The sequence below is a fragment of the Paracoccus isoporae genome, from assembly GCF_900101865.1.
Lineage (GTDB): Bacteria > Pseudomonadota > Alphaproteobacteria > Rhodobacterales > Rhodobacteraceae > Paracoccus > Paracoccus isoporae.
The window spans coordinates 151970-172716 of sequence record NZ_FNAH01000004.1; the positions used below are offsets into that span (position 1 = coordinate 151970).

Annotated in this window: 21 protein-coding genes; 15 read left to right on the forward strand and 6 right to left on the reverse strand. The window is 66.5% G+C overall.

Going from position 1 to position 20747, the window contains the following annotated elements:
• The first annotated feature begins 15 nt into the window (after nt 1-15).
• The 5 genes from mreC to BLT73_RS08650 all read left to right on the forward strand — a co-directional run bounded on the left by mreC (nt 16) and on the right by BLT73_RS08650 (nt 5551).
• Nucleotides 16-957 carry a rod shape-determining protein MreC gene (gene mreC / locus BLT73_RS08630; RefSeq protein ID WP_090522877.1) on the forward strand — a complete coding sequence of 314 codons (942 nt, stop codon included), beginning with the start codon at nt 16-18 and terminating at the stop codon, nt 955-957.
• On the forward strand, nt 954-1484 hold the full coding sequence (locus BLT73_RS08635; protein ID WP_090522879.1) for a hypothetical protein: 531 nt from the start codon (nt 954-956) through the stop codon (nt 1482-1484). Before mreC ends, BLT73_RS08635 begins: the two co-directional genes overlap by 4 nt.
• A complete protein-coding gene (gene mrdA, locus BLT73_RS08640; RefSeq protein WP_090522881.1) occupies nt 1484-3430 on the forward strand; it encodes a penicillin-binding protein 2 in 1947 nt (648 codons plus the stop codon). Before BLT73_RS08635 ends, mrdA begins: the two co-directional genes overlap by 1 nt.
• A complete protein-coding gene (rodA, locus tag BLT73_RS08645) occupies nt 3430-4569 on the forward strand; it encodes a rod shape-determining protein RodA (protein WP_090522883.1) in 1140 nt (379 codons plus the stop codon). Before mrdA ends, rodA begins: the two co-directional genes overlap by 1 nt.
• Before the next feature lie 79 nt (nt 4570-4648).
• Complete coding sequence (locus tag BLT73_RS08650) at nt 4649-5551, forward strand: NAD(P)-dependent oxidoreductase (protein ID WP_090522885.1); 903 nt, start codon at nt 4649-4651, stop codon at nt 5549-5551.
• Between the two features lie 21 nt (nt 5552-5572).
• On the opposite strand, the gene BLT73_RS08655 is transcribed toward BLT73_RS08650, so the two are convergent.
• Both BLT73_RS08655 and BLT73_RS08660 read right to left on the reverse strand, forming a co-directional pair.
• A complete protein-coding gene (locus BLT73_RS08655) occupies nt 5573-6334 on the reverse strand; it encodes an SseB family protein (RefSeq protein ID WP_090522887.1) in 762 nt (253 codons plus the stop codon).
• Nucleotides 6321-6920 carry a uracil-DNA glycosylase family protein gene (locus BLT73_RS08660; protein ID WP_090522889.1) on the reverse strand — a complete coding sequence of 200 codons (600 nt, stop codon included), beginning with the start codon at nt 6918-6920 and terminating at the stop codon, nt 6321-6323. The genes BLT73_RS08655 and BLT73_RS08660 overlap by 14 nt, the downstream gene beginning before the upstream one ends.
• Nucleotides 6921-7101: 181 nt before the next feature.
• On the opposite strand from BLT73_RS08660, the gene BLT73_RS08665 reads away from it, so the two are divergent.
• The 5 genes from BLT73_RS08665 (at nt 7102) to BLT73_RS08690 (ending at nt 12435) form a co-directional block, all read left to right on the forward strand.
• The gene (locus BLT73_RS08665; protein WP_090523124.1) at nt 7102-7755 is read left to right on the forward strand and encodes an ABC transporter ATP-binding protein; all 654 of its coding nucleotides are present in this window, start codon (nt 7102-7104) and stop codon (nt 7753-7755) included.
• Nucleotides 7739-9421, forward strand: a complete 1683-nt coding sequence (locus BLT73_RS08670; RefSeq protein ID WP_090522891.1) for a KpsE/RkpR family capsule polysaccharide export protein — start codon at nt 7739-7741, stop codon at nt 9419-9421. The genes BLT73_RS08665 and BLT73_RS08670 overlap by 17 nt, the downstream gene beginning before the upstream one ends.
• Entirely contained in the window at nt 9418-10251 is an 834-nt protein-coding gene (gene kdsA / locus BLT73_RS08675; protein ID WP_090522893.1) for a 3-deoxy-8-phosphooctulonate synthase, read from the forward strand. The genes BLT73_RS08670 and kdsA overlap by 4 nt, the downstream gene beginning before the upstream one ends.
• Entirely contained in the window at nt 10251-11612 is a 1362-nt protein-coding gene (locus tag BLT73_RS08680; RefSeq protein ID WP_090522895.1) for a mechanosensitive ion channel domain-containing protein, read from the forward strand. Before kdsA ends, BLT73_RS08680 begins: the two co-directional genes overlap by 1 nt.
• 466 nt (nt 11613-12078) lie before the next feature.
• Nucleotides 12079-12435 carry an SUF system Fe-S cluster assembly protein gene (locus tag BLT73_RS08690; protein WP_090523126.1) on the forward strand — a complete coding sequence of 119 codons (357 nt, stop codon included), beginning with the start codon at nt 12079-12081 and terminating at the stop codon, nt 12433-12435.
• Nucleotides 12436-12507: 72 nt separating this feature from the next.
• Here BLT73_RS08690 and BLT73_RS08695 read toward each other — a convergent pair whose 3' ends face one another.
• The gene (locus BLT73_RS08695) at nt 12508-12711 is read right to left on the reverse strand and encodes a SlyX family protein (RefSeq protein ID WP_090522899.1); all 204 of its coding nucleotides are present in this window, start codon (nt 12709-12711) and stop codon (nt 12508-12510) included.
• 46 nt (nt 12712-12757) lie between these two features.
• Between BLT73_RS08695 and hisS the strand changes: the two genes are divergently transcribed.
• From hisS to hisG, 3 genes are read left to right on the forward strand one after another with little or no spacing between them, the layout of a single operon-like run.
• A complete protein-coding gene (hisS, locus tag BLT73_RS08700; protein ID WP_090522901.1) occupies nt 12758-14248 on the forward strand; it encodes a histidine--tRNA ligase in 1491 nt (496 codons plus the stop codon).
• Complete coding sequence (locus BLT73_RS08705) at nt 14242-15303, forward strand: ATP phosphoribosyltransferase regulatory subunit (protein ID WP_090522903.1); 1062 nt, start codon at nt 14242-14244, stop codon at nt 15301-15303. The genes hisS and BLT73_RS08705 overlap by 7 nt, the downstream gene beginning before the upstream one ends.
• Complete coding sequence (gene hisG, locus BLT73_RS08710; protein ID WP_090522905.1) at nt 15297-15974, forward strand: ATP phosphoribosyltransferase; 678 nt, start codon at nt 15297-15299, stop codon at nt 15972-15974. The genes BLT73_RS08705 and hisG overlap by 7 nt, the downstream gene beginning before the upstream one ends.
• A gap of 46 nt (nt 15975-16020) precedes the next feature.
• On the opposite strand, the gene proS is transcribed toward hisG, so the two are convergent.
• The gene (gene proS, locus BLT73_RS08715) at nt 16021-17373 is read right to left on the reverse strand and encodes a proline--tRNA ligase (RefSeq protein WP_090522907.1); all 1353 of its coding nucleotides are present in this window, start codon (nt 17371-17373) and stop codon (nt 16021-16023) included.
• A 133-nt stretch (nt 17374-17506) separates the two neighbouring features.
• On the opposite strand from proS, the gene BLT73_RS08720 reads away from it, so the two are divergent.
• The gene (locus BLT73_RS08720; RefSeq protein ID WP_176805010.1) at nt 17507-18472 is read left to right on the forward strand and encodes a glycosyltransferase family 8 protein; all 966 of its coding nucleotides are present in this window, start codon (nt 17507-17509) and stop codon (nt 18470-18472) included.
• Between the two features lies 1 nt (nt 18473).
• Here the strand turns inward: BLT73_RS08720 and BLT73_RS08725 are convergent, their stop codons facing one another.
• Entirely contained in the window at nt 18474-19271 is a 798-nt protein-coding gene (locus tag BLT73_RS08725; protein ID WP_090522911.1) for a glycosyl transferase, read from the reverse strand.
• 168 nt (nt 19272-19439) lie between these two features.
• Here BLT73_RS08725 and rpsD point away from each other — a divergent pair, with 168 nt between their 5' ends.
• The gene (gene rpsD / locus BLT73_RS08730) at nt 19440-20060 is read left to right on the forward strand and encodes a 30S ribosomal protein S4 (RefSeq protein ID WP_090522912.1); all 621 of its coding nucleotides are present in this window, start codon (nt 19440-19442) and stop codon (nt 20058-20060) included.
• A gap of 82 nt (nt 20061-20142) precedes the next feature.
• On the opposite strand, the gene BLT73_RS08735 is transcribed toward rpsD, so the two are convergent.
• Complete coding sequence (locus tag BLT73_RS08735; RefSeq protein WP_090522914.1) at nt 20143-20745, reverse strand: pyridoxamine 5'-phosphate oxidase family protein; 603 nt, start codon at nt 20743-20745, stop codon at nt 20143-20145.
• Nucleotides 20746-20747 lie beyond the last annotated feature (2 nt).

Below are 20747 nucleotides of genomic sequence, written 5' to 3' on the forward strand. Positions count from 1 at the left end.
GGCGGGGCCGGCGCGATGGCCCGCAAGGGTTACGATTTTGCCACCCCTGTCCGCCGCATCCTGATCGGCCTGCTGGCCCTGTTCCTTTTGGCGTTGTTCCTGTTCTGGCGCATCGACAGCCCGCGCGCCGAGGCGATGCGTTCGGATTTCGTGGACCGCTTCGTGCCGGGCTTCGAATGGGCGATGACGCCCGTGACGCAGTTCACCCGGATGGTGTCGAGCCTGCAAAGCTATTCCCGCATCTACCAGCAGAACCAGGAATTGCGCCGCGAGTTGCGCGAGATGGAGCGCTGGAAAGAGGCCGCCGTCCAGCTTGAGCAGGAAAACGCCAAGCTGCTGGCGCAGAACAATGTCCAGATCGACCCGTCTCTGACCTCCATCACCGGGGTGGTGCTGACCGATTCGGGCACCGCCTTCCGCCAGTCGGTGCTGCTGAATGTCGGGCGGCGCGACGGCGTCATCGATGGCTGGGCGGTGATGGACGGGCTGGGGCTTGTGGGCCGCATCTCGGGCGTCGGCAACCAGACCAGCCGTGTGGTGCTGCTGACCGACCCGTCATCGCGCATCCCGGTGATGGTCCAGCCCTCGGGCGAAAACGCGCTGCTGACCGGCGACAACTCGACCCTGCCGACGCTGGATTTTATCGAGCGGCCGGAAAATGTCCGCCCCGGCGACCGGGTGGTCAGTTCGGGCGATGGCGGGGTGTTCCCGCCCGACATCCTGATCGGGCAGGTGGTGCAGGGCAGTGACGGGCGGCTGAGGCTGCGCATGGCCGCGGATTACGGGCGGCTGGAATTCCTGCGCGTGCTGCGCTCGCACCCGGCCGAGCGGCTGGAGGATGGCGGCGCGCTGATCCTGCCGCCCGAACCGGGGCTGATCGGGCCGCGCTATCCGGCCGCGCCCTCTGCCCGCCCCGGCCCGGTGCCGGGGCAAGCCGCGTCCCCGTCCGGCCCATGACCGGCCCGATCCTGCATCGGCGGATGGCGGGGATGCTGGCCTATCTGGCGCTCGGGCTGGCGATCCTGTTTTTCCGGCTGATGCCGCTCAACCCCGGCATCCCCGGCCTGCCCGGCGCCGATCTGACGCTGTGCCTCAGCCTGGCCTGGGTGCTGCGCCGGCCCGATCAACTGCCCGCCCTGGCCATCGTGGCGCTGCTGCTGACGGGTGATTTCCTGCTGGGCCGCCCGTTCGGGCTGTGGAGCTTCTTCGTGCTGATCGGAACCGAGGTTCTGCGCGGCCGCTCCCAGAGCTGGGCCGATCAGGCATTCCTGTTCGAGTGGCTGCGCATTGCCGCGCTGACGGGGTTGTTGCTGGTGGCGCATCGGCTGTTCATGATAGTCTTTCTTGTGCCGGTTCCGGCGCTCGGCCCGGTGGTGCTCTTGTGGCTGGCAACGGTTGCGGCCTATCCGCTGGTGGTGCTGGTGCTGCATGCGATCGGCGTGCGCAGGCTCAGCCCGGCCGAACTCGAAATGATGGTGCATTGATGCGCAAATCGCCCAAGGACGTGATCGACAGCGCGCGGATCGTGTCGCGCCGCGGGATCATGCTGGGCGCGGCTCAGGCGGCGGTCATTGGCACGCTGGGCTGGCGGATGCGGTCGATGCAGCTTGACCATGCCGATGAATACCGGCTGCTGTCGGATGGCAATTCGATCAAGATCCGGCTGCTGCCGCCGGTGCGCGGGCTGCTGCATGACCGCAATGGCCGGGTCATCGCGGGAAACGAGCAGAATTACCGCGCCACCATCACCCGCGAATCCGCGGGCGACGTGGAACAGGTCATCGCCCGGCTGCGCAAGCTGGTGGCGATGTCGGACGAAGAGGCGGCGGAGCTGCTGGAGACGATCTCCAAGCGCAGCGCCATCACCCCGGTCAGCATCGGAGATCATCTGAGCTGGGATGAATTCAGCTCCATCGCGGTGAATGCCCCGGCCCTGCCCGGCGTGCAGCCCGAATCGGTGCTGTCGCGGGTCTATCCGCAGGGCGGCGATTTCGCGCATGTGCTGGGCTATGTCGGCCGGGTGTCGGATTACGATCTGTCGAAGATGGAAGATCCCGACCCGGTGCTGATGCTGCCGGAATTCCAGTTCGGCAAGGTCGGCGTGGAAAACAAGCTGGAGCCGATCCTGCGCGGCCGCGCCGGCACCCGCAAGGTCGAGGTGAACGCCGCCGGCCGCGAGATGCGTGAGCTCAGCCGCCAGGAGGGGCAGCAGGGCGCCACCGTCCAGATGACGCTGGATGCCGGTCTGCAGAACTATGCCGTGCAGCGGCTGGGAGAGGAATCGGCCGCCGCGGTGGTGATCGACGTGACCAATGGCGACATCATGGCCATCGCCTCGGCCCCGGTGTTTGATCCCAACCTGTTCGTGCGCGGCATCTCCTCGGCGGATTACCGGGCGCTGATGGAACATGACCACCGCCCGCTGGCCGACAAGACCGTGCAGGGCGTCTATCCACCCGGCTCCACCTTCAAGATGGCGACGCTGCTGGCCGGGCTGGATGCGGGGCTGATCAATGGCGGCACCAGCTATTTCTGCAACGGCGCGCTCGAAGTGGCGGGGCGTAAATTCCATTGCTGGAGCCGGGGCGGGCATGGCCATGTGAACCCGGTCGAGAGCCTGCAGAAATCCTGCGACGTGTTCTATTACGAGACCGCGCGCGCCGTCGGCATCGACCGGATCGCGGCAATGGCGCGGCGGTTGGGCATGGGTGTCGAGCATGATCTGCCGATGTCCGCGGTGGCCACCGGCATCGCGCCGGACAAGGCCTGGAAGAACGACCGTTACGGCAAGCCCTGGGTGGTGGGCGATTCGCTCAATGCCTCGATCGGCCAGGGCTATGTGCTGGCCTCGCCCCTGCAACTCGCGGTGATGACCGCGCGCGTCGCCACCGGGCGCGAGGTGAAGCCGCGGCTGGTTCGCGCCATTGACGGCGTGCCGGAACCGCAGCCGGAATTTGCCGATCTGGGCATCGACGCACGTCATCTGGATGTCGCGCGGCGCGGCATGGATGCGGTGATGAATTCCAGCGCCGGCACGGCCAGGTCGTCGCGGATCGTGGCCGATGAATGGCGCATGGCCGGCAAGACCGGCACCAGCCAGGTCCGCAACATCACCGCAGCCGAGCGCGCGCGCGGCGTGATCCGCAACGAGCAACTGCCCTGGAACCGCCGCGACCACGCGCTGTTTGTCTGCTACGCCCCCTTTGACGCGCCCAGATACGCGGTCTCCGTCGTGGTCGAACATGGCGGCGGCGGATCGGCGGTCGCGGCACCGATCGCGCGCGACATCCTGCTTTACGCGCTTGCCGGCGGGGTGCCGCCGCTGACCGCCTATCCCGACGGGCAGCGCGCCGGCATCGAGGAGATGCACCGCCAGATGCGGCTCATCAGCCCGATGGCCGGTGCGGGCGGCACACGGACGCGCGCGTGATGAGCTATCTCGATTACCAGGTCGCCGAGACCCCGCGCGGCATCCGCAAGATCCTGTATCTGAACTGGCCGCTGGTGTTCCTGCTGGCGGCCGTCGCCTCGGTCGGGTTCCTGATGCTGTATTCGGTGGCGGGCGGGAACATCAACACCTGGGCGCGGCCGCAGATGGAGCGGTTTGCCGTCGGCATGGCGGCGATGATCGCGCTGGGTTTCGTGCCGATCTGGTTCTGGCGGGGGATCTCGGTCTTCGCCTACATGGCCTGTCTGGCGCTTCTGTTCGCGGTCGATCTGTTCGGCCAGATCGGCATGGGGGCGCAACGCTGGATCGATCTCGGCCCGATCCGGCTGCAACCTTCCGAGCTGATGAAGATCGCGCTCGTGCTGATGCTGGCGGCCTATTACGACTGGCTGGACCTGTCCAAGGTCTCTCACCCGGTCTGGGTGCTGGTGCCGGTGGTGCTGATCCTGATCCCCACCGGGCTTGTCCTGCAACAGCCCGATCTGGGCACCTCGCTGCTGCTGTTGATGGGCGGCGGCATCGTGATGTTCGCCGCAGGGGTCAGCCTGTGGTATTTCGGCGCGGTGATCGCCGCAGGCGTCGGGTTGATCTGGACGGTGCTGGAGAGCCGCGGCACCTCCTGGCAGTTGCTCCACGACTACCAGTTCCGCCGCATCGACACGTTTCTGGACCCCTCCTCCGACCCGCTGGGCGCGGGCTACAACATCACCCAGGCGCAGATCGCGCTCGGCTCCGGCGGATGGTCGGGGCGTGGCTTCATGCAGGGCACGCAATCGCGGCTGAACTTTCTGCCGGAAAAAGAAACCGATTTCATCTTCACCACGCTGGCCGAGGAGTTCGGTTTCATCGGGGCGGGCTCGCTGCTGCTGCTCTATACGCTTATCGTCGGGTTCTGCCTGTATTCGGCGCTGACCAATCGCGATCGTTTCTCCAGTCTGCTGACCATCGGCGTGGCCTCGACCTTCTTCTTGTTCTTCGCGATCAATATGGGGATGGTGATGGGGCTGCTGCCGGTGGTGGGCGTGCCGCTGCCGCTGGTCAGCTATGGCGGCACGGCGATGATGATCCTGCTGATGGCCTTCGGCATGGTGCAGTCGGCCCATGTCCACCGGCCGCGGTGACGCTGAAGGCGGGCGGTGTTTTTCGGCCGTTACCGCGCGACGGGATCCGGCCGCAACACACAAAAGGGGAGCATTTGCCATGCGCGTTCTATTCGCGGCTGACGGCTGGGAGGACTGGGCCCCTGCCCTGCGCGAAGCCTGCCCGGAGATCGAGCTTTTGCGGCAGGCCGCGCCGGACAGTGTCGATGCGATCCTGTACGCGCCCGGCGGCGATGGCTGCGATTTTGCGGCTTATCCTTCGGCGCGGCTGGTTCAGAGCCTTTGGGCCGGTGTCGAGAAGATCGCGCCGGATCCCGCGCTGACGCAGCCTCTCGCGCGGATGGTCGATCCGGGACTGACGCAGGGCATGGTGGAATATTGCGTCGGCTGGGTGATGCGGCTGCATCTGGGGATGGATCGCTACGCCCAGGACGGAGTGTGGCGGAACGAGATGGCACCGAAGCTGGCCGCGTCGCGCAGGGTGACGGTGCTGGGCGCCGGCGCACTTGGCGGGGCGGTGGCCATTGCGTTGGCCGGGCTGGGCTTTGACGTGACGACATGGTCGCAATCGGGACGCGGCGTCGGGGATGTGCCGGCGCTCGGCGGATCCGAACTGGGCGCGGCACTGGCCCGGGCCGAGATCCTCATCACGCTTCTGCCGCACACCGATCGCACGGCCGGGCTGATCGGCGCCGACGCTTTGGCCGCGATGCCCGAGGGCGCGGCGCTGATTAATCCGGGCCGTGGCGTGCTGATCGAGGAGGAGGCGCTGCTCTCCGCGCTCGATTCGGGCCACCTTCGCCATGCGGTGCTCGACGTGTTCCGCACCGAACCCCTGCCCCCGGATCACCGTTTCTGGTTGCATCCGCGCGTCACCGTGACCCCGCATATCGCCGCCGCAACACGGGCAGAGACCGCGGCCCCCGTCGTGGCCGAAAATCTGCGGCGAGTTCAGCGCGGCGAGACGCCCCTGTTCCTGGTGGATCGCGGAAAGGGCTACTGATCCAGCCCCCGCCCCACCGCGCTAGAACCGCAGGATCGGCGGCTTGTCGGGATCGCTGCCCGGCGCGCGCAGGGCGGGTGGCGCGGCGGGCGCGTTACGCTCGGCCCGGATGACGGGCGCGTTCGGCGGCAGCTTCAGGTCAAAGGCCACGTCGCAGGCGTCGGGCAGCGGCGGAAGGAAGGCGATCATCTCTGCCAAGGCCTTCGCGATCACCTTGTGGCGCGGCGGGGGCGCGCCGGTCACCACGATCAGATGGCCCTGCGCCCCGTCCGGCCACCGGGCGCTGACAAGCGCCGCGCTTTCGGCCAGCCCGGTCATGTCCGCCAGCCGCGTCGCCAGCGGTTCGGCCAAGGCCGCGACCATCTCCGGCGACGGGGCGGCAAGATAGGCCGAGGCCGCGCGCTCTTCCTGCGGGGCTGACGACAAGGCCTCTGCCAGCCAGCCCAGCGTTGCCGGGTCCAGCATCATCTCCGATCTCTGGCGGGGATTGACCGTCAGCGCGACCCCTTCGGCGGAGAGCATCGCGGCGAGCACCCGCCCCGGCAGCGCCGCATAGGCCACCGGACCGCCGAAGAACGACGCCAGCCGGTCCTCGCTGTCGGCGGCGATCCCGGTCTGCGAGCCGTCGAACGCGAAAAGATGCAGCCGGACCCGGTCGCCGCGCGGCTCCTCTGCCAGAGCCACGAAAAGCTCGGTATCGGCCAGCCGGTTCAGTACGCGCGCCCGATCCGCATCGGGCAGCGTGTGGAACGGCGCCGGGCAGAGCGCGTCAAGCGGGGTCATTGAGCACCTCGTCGATCCGGGCGCGCAGCACCGGCAGCAGGTCTTCGGCAAACCAGGGGTTGCGCTTCAGCCATCCCGTATTGCGCCAGGACGGGTGAGGCAAGGGGAACACGCGCGGCGCGTGATCGCGCCAGTTCGCAACAGTTTCGGTCACGCCGGCGCGCGTGCCCAGATGCCAGCGTTGGGCATGCCCGCCGATCAGCAGGGTCAGACGCGGTTGCAGCAGCGCCAGCACCTGCGCGCGCCATGTGTCGGCACAAACCCGCGGCGGCGGCAGGTCCGCGCCTTTCGCGTCATAGCCGGGAAAGCAGAACGCCATCGGCACGACCGCCACCCGGCTGCGGTCATAGAATTGCGCCCGCCCCACCCCCATCCAGTCGCGCAGCCGCTCGCCGGAGCGGTCGTCGAAGGGGATGCCGCTGGCATGAACCCGCGCGCCGGGCGCCTGCCCGACGACCAGGATCCGCGCCCCGGACGCGAACCAGGTCACCGGCCGCGGGGCGTGGCGGGTTGCCGTGGCCGCGAACCTGTCCGCGCAGATGCGGCATCGCGAGATCCGGTCTGACAAGTCCTGAACGCGGGGCATCCCCGCAAACTAGGTGCCGGGGCCGAAGAAATGAAGCTGTGCGTTGTGATGTTATAAACCAGCCGGACAACCATTGGTGGACTTCACGCAGGCAACTGCTATTTTTGCCGGTGCGGACGGCGCGGCCGCCGCAGGGGTGTATGGACACGGGCCGACCCGCACCCAGGCCTTGGACGGGGTTATGCTGGAATTCGACAATGTCTCGAAATCGTTCTGGACCGGAACGCAGCGCAAGGTGATCCTCGACAATGCGTCGTTCCGGGTCGAGCTTGGCCAGTCGCTTGGCATTCTCGCCCCCAACGGCACCGGCAAGACAACGATCATCAACATGATGTGCGGTCTGGAACAGCCTGATGAGGGGATCATCCGCCGCGATTGCCGGATCTCCTTTCCGCTGGGATTCATGGGCGGGGTCGTGCCCCAGCATTCCGCGAACGAGAATGCGCGATTCATCGCCCGCATCTACGGGCTCGACCCGGATTACGTCGCCGCCTTCTCGCGCTGGCTCACCGATATCGACGAATATTTCGACATGCCGGTCGGCACCTATTCGGGCGGGATGCGGGCGCGGTTCGTGTTCTCGCTGCTGCTGGCGCTGGAATTCGACATCTACCTGATCGACGAAGGCATGCCGACGGCGACGGATGCGAGCTTCAACCGCAAGGCCGGTCAGGTGCTGGAGGAGCGGTTGAAGAACGCGACCGTGGTGATCGTGTCGCACCAGGCCGAGATCCTGGAGAAATTCTGCCGCCAGGCCGCGGTGCTGCGCGATGGCAAGCTTTATATGTTCGAAACGCTGCAAGAGGCGAAGCAATACTATGACTACACGGCCTAAGGTCCGCATCTATCGCAGCAAGCGGGCGGGGGCGGCGCTGCACGAACAGGATGGCGCCGGCCGCCGTGCCGCCGAGGAGATGGCGAACGCCGAACGCGCGGCGAATGAGGCCGAGGCGAGACGGGAGAAGGCCGGGCAAGACAGCCAGATGGCCGAACGGATCGCGGCGGTGAAGGCCGAGGAACTGACCGGGCGGCAGCTTCGGCTGGCGCGCCGCATCGCCACCATGCACGGCATGGATGTCGAGAGTGACGAGGAAGCGGTGATCGCGCTGCGCGAACGCGGTGTCGACCCGTTCCACCGCTCCTCGCTCAGCAAGGTGATGGCCTCGGCCGGAACCGCCTCCTCCCGCGCGGCGGGCGGGGCACAGAACCGCGCCGCTGGCCCGGCCACCGGCAGCGAGATCGCGCTGCGCCGCGACCCGCAACTGCCCGGCAGCCCGCAGCCCCTCGGCCAGATCACCCCGGTGAAGGTGCCGGCCGGCAAGGACGGCCTGCCGTCGCGCGAACAGTTGACCGAGGAGAAGCGCGCGGCAGAGATCATCCGCATTCAGCGCGACATTGCCCGCAGGCGCCGACGCAAGCAGTTCTGGCTGGCGGTCCGTCTGCTTCTGCTGGTCGGCATTCCGACGCTGATCGCGGGCTGGTATTATTTCCGCATCGCCACCCCGCTTTACGAGACGAAATCGCAATTCCTGATCCAGCAGGCCGATTCCGCCATCACCGCCAGCGGCAACTCGATCCTGTCGGGCATCCAGCTCAACCCGGATTTCGTCGCGGTGCAGAGCTATCTGACCTCGAAGAACGCGATGCTGCGGCTCGACGAGGAAATCGGTTTCAAATCCGCCTTCCAGGACCCGTCGCTCGACCCGCTGCTGCGGCTGCCCGAGGACGTGAATGACGACACCGCGTTCAAGACCTTCAAGGACATGGTCAAGGTCAAGTATGACCCGACCGAGGGCGTGCTGAACATGGATGTCGTCGCGCCGGATCCGGAGTTGAGCGAGCAGTATTCGCGCGCCCTGATCCGCTATGCCGAGGGGATGGTCGACGACATGACCTCGCGGGTGCGCGAGGACCAGATGGCCGGAGCACAGCAGAACTACCTCAATGCCGAGCAGCGCGTGTTGCAGGCGCAGGATGCCGTGCAGGAGTTGCAGCAGCAGATGGGGGTCTTCGACGCCGAGTCGGAAAGCTCGCTGGTGATGAACCGGATCACCCAGCTCGAAGGGCAATTGACCACCAAGCGGCTGGAACTGGCCCAGCTCGAATCGAATCTCAGCCCCAATGCCAGCCGCGTTCAGGGCGTGCGCGGCGATATCGAGCGCATTCAGCAGATGATCGACGATTCGCGCTCCGAGCTGACGCAGGGCAGCGACACGCGGGAATCGATTGCCGAGATCGGCGGGCGGTTGCAAATGGCGCAGGCCGATCTGGCCATCAGGCAAGAATTGATGGCCAACTCCGCCGAATTGCTGGAGGTCGCGCGGGTGGAGGCGAACAAGCAGGTGCGCTATCTCTCGCTCTCCGTCGCGCCGATCGTGCCGGAAGCCGCCGCCTATCCGAAGGCGGTCTCGAATACCATCGTTGCCTTCCTTATATTCCTGGGCATCTATCTGCTGATGTCGCTGACGGCATCGATTCTGCGCGAACAGGTGTCCACATGAAGCATGTCCGGATCGGAAATCTCGATTGCGGCAATGACCTGCCGCTGACCGTCATCGCCGGGCCGTGCCAGCTTGAAACGCTGGATCACGCGCTGATGATCGGTGAAGCGATGGCAAAGGCCTGCGCCGAAAGCGGGGCGGGCTATGTGTTCAAGGCCAGCTATGACAAGGCCAACCGCACCTCGCTTGGCGGTCGCCGCGGCGTCGGGATGGAAGACGGCCTGCGCATGCTGGAGACGCTGCGCGACCGGCTCGGATGCCCGGTGCTGACCGATATCCACGATGCCGAACAGGCGCGCGCCGCCGCCGGGGTGGTGGACGTGATCCAGATCCCCGCCTTTCTGTGCCGTCAGACCGATCTGCTGCTGGCGGCGGGACAGACCGGCGCGGTGGTCAACATCAAGAAGGGCCAGTTCCTGGCGCCGTGGGATATGCCCAACGTGGCCGAGAAGGTCGCGTCCACCGGAAACGAGAATATCCTGCTGACCGAGCGCGGGGCCAGCTTCGGGTACAACACGCTGGTGGCCGATATGCGCTCGCTGCCGATCATGGCACGCAGCGGATACCCGGTCATCATGGATGCGACCCATTCGGTGCAGCAGCCGGGCGGACAGGGTGTCTCCTCGGGCGGGCAACGCGAATTTGCGCCGGTCATGGCTCGGGCGGCGGTGTCGCTCGGCGTGGCGGGGGTGTTCATCGAAACCCATCAGGACCCGGACAACGCGCCGTCGGACGGGCCGAACATGGTGCCTCTGGACCGGATGCCGGCGCTCGTCGCCAGCCTGATGCGGTTCGACGAATTGGCGAAATCCGACCCGGTCATGGGCTGATGCTGCACCGCTTTGCGTTCCTGCTGCTGACCGCGAGCCTGTTATTTGCGCCAGGCTTGCTTGCCGCGCAGGAGGCGGAGCCGCAGCCCGACTCGGTCATCGCGGTCAGCGACGACGCCAGCACCGATGCCGCCATCCGCGCCCGGATCGAATCGATCCTGTCGGAGCTCGACGGATACGCGGATGTCGCGGTGGATGTCAGTGCGGGCATCGTCACGCTGGACGGCACGGCGCTCGACAGCAGCGCGGTGGAGCGGCTGGACCGGCTGATCGGCCGCGTGGAAGGCGTAGTGGAGATCCAGAACCGGGTCGAGGAGAACACCCAGCTTCGCGCCCGGCTGGAGCCGGTCGTGGAAAGGTTCCAGGATCATTTGCTGCAAAGCGTCGCGTTCCTGCCGCTGCTGCTGGTGGCGGTGCTGGCGGCGGTGCTGATCGGCTGGATCGGCAACCTGGTGGCCCGGCTGCGCCAGCCCTGGGACCGTCTGGCCCCGAACCCGTTCATCGCCGAGATCCTGCGCACCGCCATCCGCATGGGGTTCTGGGTGGCAGCACTCGTCGTGGCGCTCGACATTCTCGGGGCGACGGCGCTTCTGGGCACCTTCCTGGGCGCGGCGGGGATCGTCGGGATCGCGCTCGGCTTTGCGGTGCGCGACACAGTGGAGAATTTCATCGCCTCGGTCATGCTGTCGCTGCGCCAGCCCTTCCGCCCCAACGATCTGGTCCTGATCGAGGGCAATGAGGGCCGCGTCATCCGGCTGACCAGCCGTGCGACCACGCTGCTCTCGCTCGACGGCAACCATATCCGCATCCCCAATTCGACCGTCTTCAAGGCCGTCATCACCAACTACACCCGCAACCCGGAACGCCGCTTCATCTTCGATCTGGGCGTCGATGCGGCCTCCGATCTCAACGCGGTGCGGGAGCTTGGGCTGCGCACGCTGCAGGCGATGGAATTCGTGCTGCCCTCCCCCGAGCCCGCGGTCTGGGTGGCCGAGGTCGGGGATTCGAATGTCATCATGCGCTTCTCGGGCTGGGTGACGCAGCAGGGGGCGGAGTTCAACAAGGCCCGCGGCGAGGCCATCCGCATGCTGAAGGAGACACTGGAATCCGCCGGCTATGGCCTGCCGGAACCGATCTATCGGGTGCGGATGGAGGAAATCCCGCCGCCCGGCTCGGAGGCGGTGGTGGACACCGCCGCGACCACGGACGCCGAGCCGCCGAAGCCGCAACCGGAGAAAGCCGCCGCGCAGCCCCCTTCGGCCGCCGATATCCGGCCGGATGACGCCTTCGAGCGCATGGTCGAGAACAGCACCGACGATGGAGAGCCGAACCTGCTCTCCTCGGACGCCCCGCAGGAGTGAATACAAGCGCGCGGCCCCCGATGTGATTGAGACGATCAGATGCTGTCGGCCGGTGTTACGATTGGCCGAAACTGCCGCGTCCCCATTCCGGTCACTTCGACCGGCCTCGTCAGCAGCGCCGGGTGCCCCTCCACCGCGTCAAGGATCTCGCCATCGGCTGGCGCGGTGTCATCCAACTCCAGTTCGCAAAACGGCCTTTCCTTGCGGCGCGGCAAGCCGCGCAGACACAACCGGGTTCCCGCACGATCCGGCGGAGCCTGTTCCGCCACGGCGGCGTTTTCAGACACACGTCGATCTGCGGATCGATGCCGCGTTCGCGCAGTTTGGTCGGCAGCTTCCGGAGGGTCGCGCATTTCGGAGCAAGATAGATTGTCGCGTGCATCTCGTCTCTCCGCAGCGCAGGGCGGCACTGGAAGCGGGGCGGATCATGACCTATATCTTGAGGCAGCAGAACGGGATGACGCCAATGACTGACGAACCGCAAGAAGGTGAACCGCTGATCCGGCCGTCGAGCACGGAGCATCCGCTTTACGATCCGGTGGTCGAGGCCTGCCGAACGGTTTACGACCCCGAGATTCCCGTGAATATCTACGATCTCGGCCTGATCTATACGCTGGACATCTCGGATGAGGGCAAGGTTGGCGTCGTGATGACGCTGACCGCGCCGGGCTGTCCGGTGGCGGGCGAGATGCCCGGCTGGGTCGCGGATGCTGTGGAATCCGTGCCCGGCGTGCGCGAGGTCGATGTGGAAATGACCTTCCAGCCGCAATGGGGCATGGACATGATGTCCGAAGAGGCCCGGCTGGAATTAGGCTTCATCTAGAGCCGTTCCGTCATCGCGCGGGCGCGCCTGCGCGGCACGTCGCAGGGTGCTGCGCAGCCCCGGTTGCGGCGTCTACCAGTGCGGCGGGCGCTGATCGGCCAGCGGGATCGTGCCGCCCGCATCGGCCTCCCGCTCCGCCTCGCGTTCCAGAAGCATGCCGACCCGCGATTTCAGTCGCGCGATGTCTCGATCCTGGGTTGCGACCACCTCGGACAGCTCGTCCAAAATCCGCGTCAGATGGGCGATGCCCTCCTCCAGATGCTGCAACTTGTCCATTCCATTCATCTCCGCTAAGCCCCCGGCTGAGACGGAGACAGGTTCCATGCCGCAGGACAAGACAAAATCCCCGCGCCCCAAGGCCGCCACGCCCAAGGGCTTTCGCGACTATTTCGGCGCTGAGGTCACCGAGCGCAAGGCCATGCTGGACCGCATCGCCGAGATCTATCACCTGCACGGCTTCGAGCCGCTGGAAAGTTCGGCGGTGGAGACGGTCGAGGCGCTCGGAAAGTTCCTGCCCGATGTGGATCGTCCCAATGCCGGTGTCTTTGCCTGGCAGGAAGAGGCCGTTCCGGGTGGCGGCGCGGGCGACTGGCTGGCGCTGCGCTATGACCTGACCGCACCGCTGGCGCGGGTGGCGGCGCAATACCGCAACGATCTGCCGACGCCCTATCGCCGCTATGCGATGGGGCCGGTCTGGCGCAACGAAAAACCCGGACCGGGCCGCTTCCGGCAATTCTATCAATGCGACGCCGATACGGTCGGCAGCGCCTCGGTCGCGGCGGATGCCGAAATCTGCGCCATGCTGGCGGGCGCGTTGGAAGCGGTTGGCATCGCGCGCGGCGATTATCTCGTGCGGATCAACAACCGCAAGGTGCTGAACGGTGTGCTGGAAGCGGCAGGCGTCGCGGGTGGCGACAAGGCCGATGATGTGCTGCGCCAGATCGACAAGTTCGACAAGGTGGGCGAGGACGGGGTGCGGGCGCTGCTGACCACCGGGCGCAAGGACTCCTCCGGCGCGGAAATCGAGGGTGTCGGGCTGAGCGACGAACAGGCCGAGCCGGTGCTGCGCTTCCTGACCTCGCGCGGCACGGATAACTCGATGACGCTGATGAATCTGCGCAGCGCCGTCGGCCCGTCCGCCATCGGGGCGGAGGGCGTCGAGGAGCTGGCCCAGATCGCCGCGCTGCTGCGCGGGCTCGGCGTAGGCGAGGATCGCGCGATTATCGACCCCTCGGTCGTGCGCGGGCTGGGATATTACACCGGCCCGGTCTTTGAGGCCGAACTGACCTTTGAAATCCTCGACGAAAAAGGCCGCAAGCGGCAATTCGGCTCGGTCGCGGGGGGCGGGCGCTATGACGGTCTGGTGGAGCGTTTCACCGGGCAGAAGGTGCCGGCCACCGGCGTCTCGATCGGCGTGGACCGGCTGCTGGCGGCGCTCCAGGCCAAGGGGCTGACGGGCGCAGAAGAGCGTGGCCCGGTCGTCGTCACCGTCATGGACCGCGACCGCATGGCCGAATATCACGCCATGGCCGCCGAGCTGCGCGCCGCCGGGATCCGCGCCGAGGTGTATCTGGGCAACCCGAAGAATTTCGGCAACCAGCTTAAATATGCCGACAAGCGCAGTGCCCCCATCGCCATCATCCAGGGCGGAGACGAGGCCGCGCGCGGCATCGTGCAGCTCAAGGATCTGATCCTCGGCGCGAAGCTGGCCGCGGAGGTCAGCCACGAGGAATGGAAATCCCAGCCCGCTCAGGCCGAGGCGCCGCGCGGCGATCTGGTTGCGGCGGTCAGGGAGATGCTGGCGCGATGGTAGGCAAGGCCGCCAAGTTGCAGGCCGGGCAACGCCTTCTGGCGGCGTTCCGCGATGCCGGCGCGGTGGAGGTCGCGCCCGACATCCTTCTCGACGCCGGCACGCTGCTGGATCTCTATGGCGAGGATATTCGCGCCCGCGCCTATGTCACCACCGATCCGGTCCGGGGCGAGGTCGTGCTGCGCCCGGATTTTACCGTGCCGGTGGTGCAGATGCAGATGCGGGATGGGGCCGAGCCCGCCCGCTACTGCTATCTGGGCGAGGTGTTCCGCAAGCAGGATCACGGCGACACCCGGCCCGATCACCCGCGCGACAACGAATACCTGCAGGCGGGGTTCGAGATCTTCGCCCGCGACCCGGAGGCGGATGCCGAGATCTTCGCGTTGTTTCACCGGCTGCTGTTGCCCTACGGGCTCAGCGCTGCGATGGGCGATATGGATATCCTGCTGGACGCGATTCGCGCCTTGCCGGTCTCTGACGCGCGCCGCGGGGCATTGCTGCACCATGTCTGGCGGCCGATCCGCTTCTCGCGGCTGCTGGCACGCTATTCCCGGCCCGCCGCGCCCCGCAATCTGTCGCAGACGGACGCGCCCTGGACGGGGCTGCGAACCGGGCCGCAGATGGAGGCGCGCATCGCCCTGCTGGAGACGCAGCCCGACGAGACGCCGCTGCCCGCGATATGGGCCGACCGGCTGACCCGGCTGTTCGCGGTCGATGCGCCCGCGCCCGAGGCCGTGACCGCGCTGCGCGGACTTGCGGACGAAATCCCCCAGATCGCCGAGGCGGTGGACCGGCTGGCCACCCGGCTCGACCAGATCGCGTCGCGCGGCGTCGATCCCGCGACGATCCGCTTTGCCGCCAGCCACGGGCGGGAGACGATGGAATATTATGACGGCATGACCTTCACCTTCGCCGCCGATCACCCCGACTGGCCCCCGGTCGCGTCGGGCGGGCGCTATGACGCACTGACCGCGCAGCTTGGGCAGGGCCGGGCCATCCCGGCGGTGGGCGGCATCATCCGCCCCGGCCTGATCGCGGAGCTGGAGGCCACATGCTGAAACTCGGTGTGCCGTCGAAGGGGCGGCTGATGGAGGACACGTTCGGCTGGTTCGCCGATCGCGGCATCACGCTGAGCCGCAGCGGATCGGACCGCGAATATGCGGGCCGGGTCGAGGGAGCGGATCTGGTTCTGGTGCTGCTGTCTGCGGGGGAAATCCCGCGCGAGCTGGCGGCGGGGCGGATCGATCTGGGCGTGACCGGATCGGATCTGGTGCGCGAAAAGCTGGCCGGCTGGCGCTCTGATGTGCGTGAGATCGCGCCGATGGGGTTTGGTCACGCCGATCTGGTGCTGGCGGTCCCCGCCTGCTGGCGCGACTGCGAAACGCTGGACGATTTCGCGGCCATCACCCGTCAATTCCGCAGTGACCACGGGTTCCGGCTGCGGATCGCCACCAAGTATCACCGGCTGGTGCGCGCCTTCCTGTCCGAGGCGGAGGTGGCGGATTACCAGCTTGTCGACAGCCAGGGCGCGACAGAAGGCACGGTTGCCAATCTGACGGCAGAGGCGATTGCCGACATCACCAGCAGCGGTGCCACGCTCAGGGCCAATCACCTGAAAGTGCTGCCCGACGCGCTGATCCATTCCAGCCAGGCCACGCTGTTCGCGTCGCTGCGCGCGGACGACGCCGAAGTTGCGTCCTTTGCGCGGCGGCTGAATCTGCCGGGCTAATGCGCCTCAGCCGGGCCGGTCCGGCCCGGACGGCAGCAATGGCAGGCTATTTCGCCGCGTCGAACACCGGCTGATAGATCTTTTCCAGCTTTGCCACCGCATCGGCCGGGGACAGTTCCTCGGATTCGCCCGACCGGCGCGAGGTCAGTTCGATCTTGTTGGCCTGCAATCCGCGCGGACCCACGGTCAGCCGCCAGGGCAGGCCGATCAGGTCCATCGTGGCGAATTTCGCCCCCGCCCGCTCATCTCGGTCGTCATAGAGCACATCGAAGCCCTTGGCCGTCAGATCGCGATACAGCGCCTCGCAGGCGGAATCGACGGACGCGTCGCCCTGTTTCAGATTGACGATGCCGACATGAAACGGCGTCACGCCCTCGGGCCAGATGATGCCCTTGTCGTCATGGCTGGCCTCGATGATCGCGCCGGCCAGGCGGCTGACACCGATGCCGTGGCTGCCCATATGGACCGGCACGCGCTGCGCGTCCGGGCCGACCACCGTGGCCCCCATCGGCTCGGAATATTTGGTGCCGAAATAGAAGATCTGGCCGACCTCGATGCCGCGGGCGGAGCGGCGGCGGTCCTCGGGGATCTCGTTGAACACCGCCTCGTCATGGGTTTCATCGGTGCGGGCGTAACGGCTGGTGAACTCCTCAAGCACGGCCTGGCACTGCTCGACGCTGTCATAGTCGATCTCGCGGTCTCCGAATTTCAGCCCGGTGATTTCGCTGTCGTAGAACACTTCCGACTCGCCGGTCTCGGCCAGCACGAGGAATTCATGCGTGTCATCGCCCCCGATCGGCCCGCTATCGGCGCGCATCGGGATCGCCTGAAGCCCCATGCGTTCATAGCTGCGCAGATAGGTCACCAGATGCCGGTTATAGGCATGAAGCGCATCCTCGCGCGTCAGGTCGAAATTATAGCCGTCCTTCATCAGGAACTCGCGCCCCCGCATCACGCCGAAACGCGGGCGAAGCTCATCGCGGAATTTCCACTGGATGTGGTACAGCGTTAGCGGCAGATCCTTGTAGCTGTTCACATGGCTGCGAAAGATGTCGGTAATCATCTCCTCGTTGGTCGGGCCATAGAGCATGTCGCGCTCATGCCGGTCGGTGATGCGCAACAGCTCCGCGCCATAGGCATCGTAGCGCCCGCTTTCGCGCCACAGATCCGCCGATTGCAGGGTCGGCATCAACACCGGGATATGCCCGGCGCGCTGCTGTTCCTCATGCACGATCTGTTCGATCCGGCGCAGCACCTTCTGACCCAGCGGCAGCCAGGAATAAATCCCCGCCGCCTGCTGCTTGATCATGCCGGCGCGCAGCATCAGCCGGTGGCTGACAATCTGCGCCTCCTTGGGGTCTTCCTTCAGGACGGGCAGGAAATAACGCGACAGACGCATGGGCGGGCCTTCGGATTGCGGGTTTCCGCGACGGTTAGCGGAACCCCGCCATCCCCGCAAGGGTTACTCCTTGCCCCGGCGGCGCGGCAGAGACCGCCCGGCATGGGGCGTGGTTCCGAGTGGGTGCTTTCCGATGACCGCATTCTCGCAGATCACGGCCGGGTTCGCGCCGCGAAACGACGTGGCGGTGATCGTCGCCTGCGATGCGAATTACCTGCCCTATGCCGCGATCCCCGCCCTGCAACTGGCCGAAGCGGATCGCGGTTATGACGTGCTGATTGGCGGGCCGGAGCCTCTGGAGCTGCCGCCATTGCTGCGCAACGCCGGGATCGCGCATCTTGCGGCGCGTCAGGATCAGATCATGGATGCGCTGCCCACCGATGCCCGCCGCAGCGTCGCGACCTATATGGAGCTATTCGCGGCCGCGGCGCTGCGCGGGATCTATCGCCGCATTCTCGTTCTCGACAGCGACGTGGTGTTCGAGCGCGGCGATCCGCGACGCCTGCTCTGCGCGGATATGGGCGGTCACGCCGTGGCGGCGGTGCGCGACAACCGGCAATGGCGCACGCCGAAGCGCCGGATGCGCGAGTTCCGCGAACTGGGTCTGTCCGCCCGGCCCTATTTCAACGCAGGCGTCGTGATGATCGACACCGAGGCCTGGGCCGAGCATGATCTGACGGGCAGGGCCGCGGGGTTTGCCCGCGATCACCTGGCCGGGCTGGGGCGCGATCAGGCGCTGATGAACGGGGTGCTCGCCGGAGACTGGGCCGAGATCAGCCCGCTCTGGAACTGGCAGTTCACCTGGTCCTCGGCGCAGATCATGGCGATTGCCGATCCCTGCATCGTGCATTTCATCGGCCCGCACAAACCGTGGCTGGACAGCGCCGATGCGCGGGTGCCGATGCGGCTGCGAAAAGATTACGCAGCCATCCTGCCGCGCCATTTTCCCGATGCGCCGCGCGGCGCGGCACTCGATCGCCGCCACTGGCCCGCGCGGCGGGATCTGGGCAAATCCATGTTCAAGCAATGGCGGGCGGTCGGGCCGATGCTGGAATATCTGGGACGCTTCCCGGATGAATACACGCTTCTTCAGCCCTGATTCAGCGCCATTTCTCGGCAATCCAGGTGGCCGGCAGATAGAAATGACGCAGATGTTTCGACAGGCTCTCGCGGCGGCGCCCGTCGAATGTGGCCTTGAGATGATCGCCGGGCGAACGCACCGGATCGCTTTTGGACCATTGCCCGATCACCGCGTCATCCGGGTTCAGATGCCCGGCGAAGATCACCACCTTGGTGCCGCGCGGAATGCGCGGCGGGCGCAGATAGTTCAGCGGGAAGGGCGGGATGCAGTGCATGCGGAAATGGCTGACCCAGCCGCGCGGCCAGAATTTCACCCCGCCGGGCGCATTGCGGGTGACAAAGCGCTGTTCATAGCGGAACTTATCCGCGTAACCCTGCGGATCGGACAGGAATTTCTCCCGCATCGGGGCGAGCCTGCCCACTTCCATCCGGTAGATCGAGGTCTGCGCCATCCGTTCCAGCGGGGTGTTCGGGTTCTTCGCGGTGATCGTGTCGGACGGGTCGCCAAACTCGAAGAACCCGTCGAGATTGCCGGTGACGATGATGTCCAGATCCATGAACAGCACCGTGCCGGTGATGTCGCCCAGATCGCCCCAGAGCTGGGATTTCGGCCATTTGCCGGGGGTGTTTTTCGGCATCACGAAATCCGGGTCGGGCAGCGGGCGGGTCTCGATCGCAGGGTCGAGCCCCGCGCCGTCATCGGTGAAACAGATCACCCGAAACGGCGGGGTGATGTTGCGCGACACCATGCCGTAGAAGCGGTTTACGTAATCCGGGCCGTATTTCGTGCCCCATTTGATGCAGATGATCTGTTTCATGACTGCCTTTGTGGCCCGATGCGGCAGGACCGGCAAGGGCTGTTGACTCTGCCCGCAACCCGGCTATAAGCGCCGCTTCATTGGTGTTGGGGGCCCTCGCGAGAGGCAGCCTGTCGCCCTTCGGGGAAAGGACAACGCCCTTTTGAAACTGACAAAAGGAGATCAGCGGTGAGCAAACGCACCTCTGCCAAGTACAAGATCGACCGCCGCATGGGCGAAAACATCTGGGGCCGCGCCAAGTCCCCGGTCAACCGCCGCGAATACGGCCCCGGCCAGCACGGTCAGCGCCGCAAGGGCAAGATGTCCGATTTCGGCACCCAGCTTCGCGCCAAGCAGAAGCTCAAGGGCTATTACGGCGATTTGACCGAAAAGCAGTTCCGCCGCATCTATGCCGAGGCCGAGCGGGTCAAGGGCGATACCGGCGAAAACCTGGTCGGTCTGCTGGAGCGCCGTCTGGACGCGGTCGTCTATCGCGCCAAGTTCGTGCCGACGATCTTCGCCGCGCGTCAATTCGTCAATCACGGCCATGTCGAGGTGAACGGCCAGAAGGTCAACATCGCCTCCTACCGCGTGAAGGAAGGCGACGTGATCTCGGTGCGCGAGCGTTCGCGCCAGCTGGCCCTGGTGCTGGAAGCCGTTCAGCTGCCCGAGCGTGATGTGCCGGACTATCTGGAAGTCGACCACAACAAGATGACCGCCAGCTTCGTGCGCACCCCGGCCCTGGGCGATGTGCCCTATGCGGTGCAGATGGAACCGAACCTGGTCGTCGAATATTACGCGAAGAACTGATCTTCGCCGTCAGCGATGTTTCGGGCCGTCCTTCGGGGCGGCCCTTTTCGTTGTCGGAGAGCCAGCCGCGGCGGAGGCGGCGCTACCACATGGTCCGCGCCGCGCGGGCGGGCCAGTCGCGGTCGTACTCCGCGCCGCCGACCTCGCCATCGGTCATCCCGGCCAGGATCCGGCCCGGCGTCGGAAGTCCGTCGCTGTCATCTTTCCCGCTCCACAGTTCCGACCGGATCACGGCGCGTGCGCATTGGAAATACACCTCGCCCAGCTTGACCACGATCACGCAGCGCGGACGCACCCCCTTCCGCGCCAGCCGGTCGCAGAGACCGGCATCGTCGGTCAGCCGCGCCCTTCCATTGACCCGGATGACATTGCCAGAGCCCCGCACCATGAACATCAGGCTCACCCGATCGTCGCGGGCAATGTTGCGCAGCGAATCGATGCGGTCAGTGCCCCGCCAGTCGGGGATGGCCAGCGTCACCGGGTCGAGGACAGTCGACACAGGGCCGTCATCGCCGCGCGGGCTGGCATCGGTTCCTTCCGGGCCGACAGTGCTGAGCACGCAGAACCGCGCCCGCTCGATGAAGGCGCGATAATCCGGCGTCAGGTGATCGGCCACCTTCGCGGTGGCGGGCGCGGCGGGCTGACCGTAGATCCGCGACAGATCATCCTCGGTCAGCCAGCGCATCG

Coding starts and splice junctions, on each gene's coding strand:
- mreC (WP_090522877.1), top strand. CDS start 16: ATGGCCCGCAAGGGTTACGATTTTGCCACCCCTGTCCGCCGCATCCTG.
- BLT73_RS08635 (WP_090522879.1), top strand. CDS start 954: ATGACCGGCCCGATCCTGCATCGGCGGATGGCGGGGATGCTGGCCTAT.
- mrdA (WP_090522881.1), top strand. CDS start 1,484: ATGCGCAAATCGCCCAAGGACGTGATCGACAGCGCGCGGATCGTGTCG.
- rodA (WP_090522883.1), top strand. CDS start 3,430: ATGAGCTATCTCGATTACCAGGTCGCCGAGACCCCGCGCGGCATCCGC.
- BLT73_RS08650 (WP_090522885.1), top strand. CDS start 4,649: ATGCGCGTTCTATTCGCGGCTGACGGCTGGGAGGACTGGGCCCCTGCC.
- BLT73_RS08655 (WP_090522887.1), bottom strand. CDS start 6,334: ATGACCCCGCTTGACGCGCTCTGCCCGGCGCCGTTCCACACGCTGCCC.
- BLT73_RS08660 (WP_090522889.1), bottom strand. CDS start 6,920: ATGCCCCGCGTTCAGGACTTGTCAGACCGGATCTCGCGATGCCGCATC.
- BLT73_RS08665 (WP_090523124.1), top strand. CDS start 7,102: ATGCTGGAATTCGACAATGTCTCGAAATCGTTCTGGACCGGAACGCAG.
- BLT73_RS08670 (WP_090522891.1), top strand. CDS start 7,739: ATGACTACACGGCCTAAGGTCCGCATCTATCGCAGCAAGCGGGCGGGG.
- kdsA (WP_090522893.1), top strand. CDS start 9,418: ATGAAGCATGTCCGGATCGGAAATCTCGATTGCGGCAATGACCTGCCG.
- BLT73_RS08680 (WP_090522895.1), top strand. CDS start 10,251: ATGCTGCACCGCTTTGCGTTCCTGCTGCTGACCGCGAGCCTGTTATTT.
- BLT73_RS08690 (WP_090523126.1), top strand. CDS start 12,079: ATGACTGACGAACCGCAAGAAGGTGAACCGCTGATCCGGCCGTCGAGC.
- BLT73_RS08695 (WP_090522899.1), bottom strand. CDS start 12,711: ATGGACAAGTTGCAGCATCTGGAGGAGGGCATCGCCCATCTGACGCGG.
- hisS (WP_090522901.1), top strand. CDS start 12,758: ATGCCGCAGGACAAGACAAAATCCCCGCGCCCCAAGGCCGCCACGCCC.
- BLT73_RS08705 (WP_090522903.1), top strand. CDS start 14,242: ATGGTAGGCAAGGCCGCCAAGTTGCAGGCCGGGCAACGCCTTCTGGCG.
- hisG (WP_090522905.1), top strand. CDS start 15,297: ATGCTGAAACTCGGTGTGCCGTCGAAGGGGCGGCTGATGGAGGACACG.
- proS (WP_090522907.1), bottom strand. CDS start 17,373: ATGCGTCTGTCGCGTTATTTCCTGCCCGTCCTGAAGGAAGACCCCAAG.
- BLT73_RS08720 (WP_176805010.1), top strand. CDS start 17,507: ATGACCGCATTCTCGCAGATCACGGCCGGGTTCGCGCCGCGAAACGAC.
- BLT73_RS08725 (WP_090522911.1), bottom strand. CDS start 19,271: ATGAAACAGATCATCTGCATCAAATGGGGCACGAAATACGGCCCGGAT.
- BLT73_RS08735 (WP_090522914.1), bottom strand. CDS start 20,745: ATGCGCTGGCTGACCGAGGATGATCTGTCGCGGATCTACGGTCAGCCC.